The organism is Candidatus Thiosymbion oneisti, from assembly GCF_900092655.1.
In the GTDB taxonomy this organism is placed as follows: Bacteria; Pseudomonadota; Gammaproteobacteria; order Chromatiales; family Chromatiaceae; genus Thiosymbion; species Thiosymbion oneisti.
Window position 1 is genome coordinate 1 of sequence record NZ_FLUY01000058.1, and the last position, 4,430, is coordinate 4,430.

Here is a 4,430-nt window from a genome sequence, read left to right on the forward strand (position 1 = left end):
TGGCTCCCCAGGCTCCAGCGTGGGAGCAGACCTGGTCCCGACGGAGGAGGGATCTGATGCTCCAGCGTCGATTAAGCGCCTCGGTAGGCTAACCGCCAACGCCGATCAGCACAGAAGAGTTGCGTCCGCTGGAGCGGACAAGCTGCCGTTCCCACGCTGGAGCGTGGGAACGAGCGTGAAATTTGAAAATTTTATGCCCTAAAATCAGTATCTTAATTTTTAGACAGCCTCTTAGATGGTTACACACCGGAGCCTATGGCGTGCGCTATCCACCCATTCTAGGCATTATCCGCCCCTCTTTTCTCCTATTGACGCCGGTATGCGTGTTGCTTGGGATTGCTGTTGCGCATGCTTCGGATGCTGCCGTGGATTGGACGGCCGGTGCCGTAGCGATGCTCAGTGCGGTCGCGGCTCACGTCAGCGTCAATGCGCTGAACGAGTACGAAGATTTCCGGTCGGGACTCGACCTGCGTACCGTACGCACGCCGTTCAGCGGCGGGAGCGGAACCCTGGTTGCCAATCCCGGGCTGGCGGGAGCGGCGCGCATGATCGGGCTGGGGGCGCTGGTGCTGGCAGCCCTTTGTGCGCTGGTCCTCGTCTGGCGCGTGGGTTGGGGCCTCCTGCCTATCGCTGCCTCGGGATTGGTCCTGGTTTATTTCTACACGAGTAAGATCAGCCGCAATCGCTGGCTATGCCTGGTCGCCCCCGGACTTGGTTTTGGTCCCCTGATGGTTGTCGGTACCTACTTTTCCGTGACCGGTACCTGGTCCGGGAGTGCCTTACTCGCCTCGCTGGTTCCGTTTTTTCTTGTCAGTAATCTGCTCCTGCTGAACCAGTTTCCGGACGTGGAGGCGGACCGATCCGGGGGCAGGGATAACCTTCCCGTTGCGTTGGGACTTCAACCTAGCCTCCTTGTTTACGGACTGTTCGCAGTCCTCGCTTTCGCGAGTCTCGGTCTCGGCGTGGCGGCAGGTCTTCTGCCGCCCACGGCATTGATTGCAATGAGCACCTTGCCGATTGCCGTTGCGGTCTATCGGGGAGTGAACAGCACCATCCAGGCTGGTGGTCCCGTTACGTCGGCTCTCGTGCCGTCGCTGGCGCTGAACGTCGTGCTATCCCTTCTCACGTCGGCACTTTTCAGCGCGGGGATGCTGTTTTGACATGGATCAAGCTGTGGAATATCTGGTCTTGTTAGCCTCTGTAAGCTAAGCCAGGTGCGTAATCTCAGCGCATCAAAACAAGCTGTTGGAGGGGAAAAGAATGCACGAGCTAACGAGGCGAAGCCTGTCCCTCATGGTCGGGACGGCACTCACGATGGGCGCGGCGACAGCGGCTTGGTCCGCTGAGACGCTGCAGGACGTTATGAAGCGCCGTGGCCTGACGGAGAAAGACCTTCTCGCAGCAGCCAAGACCTACACGCCAACCGGCGGTCGGGACGAGTACCTGGCGTTCAGCTCCGGTGGTCAGTCGGGCCAGGTCATCGTCTATGGCATCCCCTCCATGCGCATTCTGAAGTATATCGGCGTGTTTACGCCCGAGCCCTGGCAGGGGTACGGCTTCGATGACGAGTCCAAGGCCGTGCTGGCCCAGGGCCGAATCCGCGGCAAGGACATCGTCTACGGCGATACTCACCATCCGGCCATCTCCGAGACGGACGGCGATTACGACGGCAAGTATCTCTTCATCAACGACAAGGCCAATCCCCGCGTGGCGGTGATCGATCTGCACGACTTCGAGACCAAGCAGATCGTGGCCAACCCATTTTTCAAGTCCGAGCACGGTGGCGCCTTCGTCACCCCCAATACCGAGTACATCATGGAGGGGACCCAGTACGCCGCGCCTTTGCTCGAAGACGGCTTTGTCCCGCTCGAGGAATTCAACGACAAGTATCGCGGGGGGCTGACCTATTGGAAGTTCAACCGGGAGAAGGGGCGGATCGAGCCCGAGAATTCATTCGTGTTCGAGCTGCCCCCCTACAGCCAGGACCTCTCGGACGCGGGTAAGCAGGACAGCTACGGCTGGGGCTTCACCAACTCCTTCTGCTCCGAGCGCTACGTGGGTGGCATCGAGCGCGGGCGTCCGCCCTTCGAGGCCGGCTGCTCGTCCAAGGACACGGATTTTCTGCACCTGACCAACTGGAAAAAGGCGGAAGAACTGGTCCGGGCCGGCAAGGTCGAGCAGGAGCGGGGAATGTACTTCATCCCGATGGAGCAGGCCATCGCCGAAGGGCTGCTCTACCTGATCCCGGAGCCCAAGAGCCCCCACGGCGTGGACGTGACCCCGGACGGCAAGTACCTGATCGTCTCCGGAAAGCTCGATAGCCACGTCTCGGTCTACAGCTTCGAGAAGATCATGCAGGCCATCGAAGAGGGCGAGTTCGAGGGCAAGGACCCCTACGGCGTGCCCATCATCGGCATGCAGGACGTGCTGCACACCCAGATCAACCTGGGGCTGGGGCCCCTGCACACTCAGTTCGACCCCGAGCCCTGCGTGGCTTACACCTCCCTGTATGTGGACTCCCAGGTCGCCAAGTACGATTACTGCAAGGGTAAGGTCCTGGACAAGCTCTCCATCCACTACAACATCGGCCACCTGATGACCATGGAAGGCGACTCGGTGAGCCCGGACGGCAAGTATCTGGTGGCGCTCAACAAGCTGGCTATCGACCGTTTCAATCCGGTCGGCCCGCTGCACCCGCAGAACCACCAACTCATCGACATCAGCACCGAGAAGATGCAGCTGCTCTACGACATGCCGGTGCCACTGGGTGAACCCCATTACGTAGTGGCAATCAGGGCCGACAAGCTGAAGCCCGCGGTACGCTACAAGTCCGGCTGGGACAGCCGCACCGATCAGCGCTCTCCCTACAAGACCCGCGCCGGCCGCGAGAAGACCGAGCGCACCTGCGACGCCGAGGGCAAATGCACCACGGAGGTCTGGGGCACCGTCATCCGTTCCCACATCACCCCCGAGATCATCGAGGCCGAGGAGGGCGATACGGTCAAGATCCACCTGACGAACCTGGAGCGCGCGCAGGACGAGGTGCACGGCTTTGCCATGTACGGCCAGAACGTGCAGCTCTCCATCGAGCCCGGCAAGACCGCGAGCACCACCTTCGTGGCCGATCAGGCCGGTGTATTCCCCTACTATTGCACCGAGTTCTGCTCGGCGTTGCACCTGGAGATGCAGGGCTATCTGCTCGTGAGACCGAAGGGTTACCAGGCGACCGCGGTCAAGCTGGTCGAAGGCACCCTCTACACCAAGGAAGACTACGAGACCCAGGTCAAGACCAACCTGGAGACCCAGGCGGTCATAGATCAGGTGGTCGCCTACATCACCAGCCATAACTTCAAGGACTTCCCGACCGTCGTGGCCCTGGTCGAGGACGCGACCGACCAGCTTGGATTCTCCGAGGGGGCAAAGAAGAAATCGGAAGAGGCCGCCGCCAAGGAAGACTGGCAGAATGCCATGCTCTGGGCCAACCAGTGGTGGCAATACCAGGTCAAAGCAGCCGATCTGGGGCTGCGCGCCAAGACCTATCTCGAGGAATCCGGCGCGCAAAAGGTCTGGTAAACCCTAACGAGGCTTTGCCTCGGACTGATGAGGCGTAACTTAATAGCATTGCGCTCAACCTGTCTGGCTTACGCGTTCGTAGCCCGTAGGATGGGCAAAGCAAGCGCCCATCAGAATGGTCTTGAGATTTCGGTCCTGCCACGGAGGTTTCCCAGCCGCGACTGCTGGTAGGATGCACCACACGCGCAGCGTGCCCATCAATGAAGAGCACCTCCAGGCCGGCAGCGTGCCCAACACACCACATAAATCTTAACCACTACCCAAATTGAGGAAAAGTTATCTAGACCCAAAGAAATTGTTGATGATATTTTAGAAAAGCACTCCTCATCTGAACATGTGATCGTGGTTACTGGTGACATTGTAGATAAAGCCAAGAAGAAAGGTTCATATGAGCGTGCTAGAAAACAGCTTAAAAGGCTTGAAAACAAACAATATACGGTTCTGGTTGTTCCCGGCAACCATGACTATGGAAGTGGCGTGAAAGCAAAAAAGAAATATGTGAAGTTGTTCAAGCAGGCTTTTTATGATGATCAAAGCATATCCTATCCAAAATTAGATATTGTGGATGGCATAGCCTTTATTGGCCTGGATTCTATGGCTGACACATTTGAATGGCTTGATGTGTGGGGAGCAGATGGCGAGCTGGGTAATAAACAATTAAAGAAGCTATCATTGTTACTAGAAAGTGATAATGTAAGAAACTTAAAAAAGGTTGTCTATTTGCACCATCACCCATTTGATCATAGAGGTCCCCCACATATGCTTAAAGACTATCGTCAATGGCTCTTTATGGATTCCAGACTGGTTAGGATATTTTGCGCAAATTTGCCTTCTCAGCAAGCCAGAGGGGCGTCGTA

The 4,430-nt window shown here is 57.7% G+C and carries 3 protein-coding genes; all 3 read left to right on the forward strand.

Translation table 11 applies throughout. The annotated features are described in order from the left end of the window. Positions 1 to 260: 260 nt before the first annotated feature. Positions 261 to 1,160, forward strand: a complete 900-nt coding sequence (locus BQ17_RS00310; RefSeq protein WP_176722222.1) for a prenyltransferase — start codon at positions 261 to 263, stop codon at positions 1,158 to 1,160. A gap of 100 nt (positions 1,161 to 1,260) precedes the next feature. After that, the gene (gene nosZ / locus BQ17_RS00315; protein ID WP_089723768.1) at positions 1,261 to 3,573 is read left to right on the forward strand and encodes a Sec-dependent nitrous-oxide reductase; all 2,313 of its coding nucleotides are present in this window, start codon (positions 1,261 to 1,263) and stop codon (positions 3,571 to 3,573) included. Positions 3,574 to 3,915: 342 nt separating this feature from the next. Then, positions 3,916 to 4,430, forward strand: a 515-nt coding sequence (locus BQ17_RS00320) for a metallophosphoesterase family protein (RefSeq protein ID WP_256091422.1), incomplete at its 3' end; no start/stop codon positions are given.

Bases quoted from the DNA above. Each gene is read 5' to 3' on its own strand.
- nosZ (WP_089723768.1), top strand. From the start codon at position 1,261: ATGCACGAGCTAACGAGGCGAAGCCTGTCCCTCATGGTCGGGACGGCA.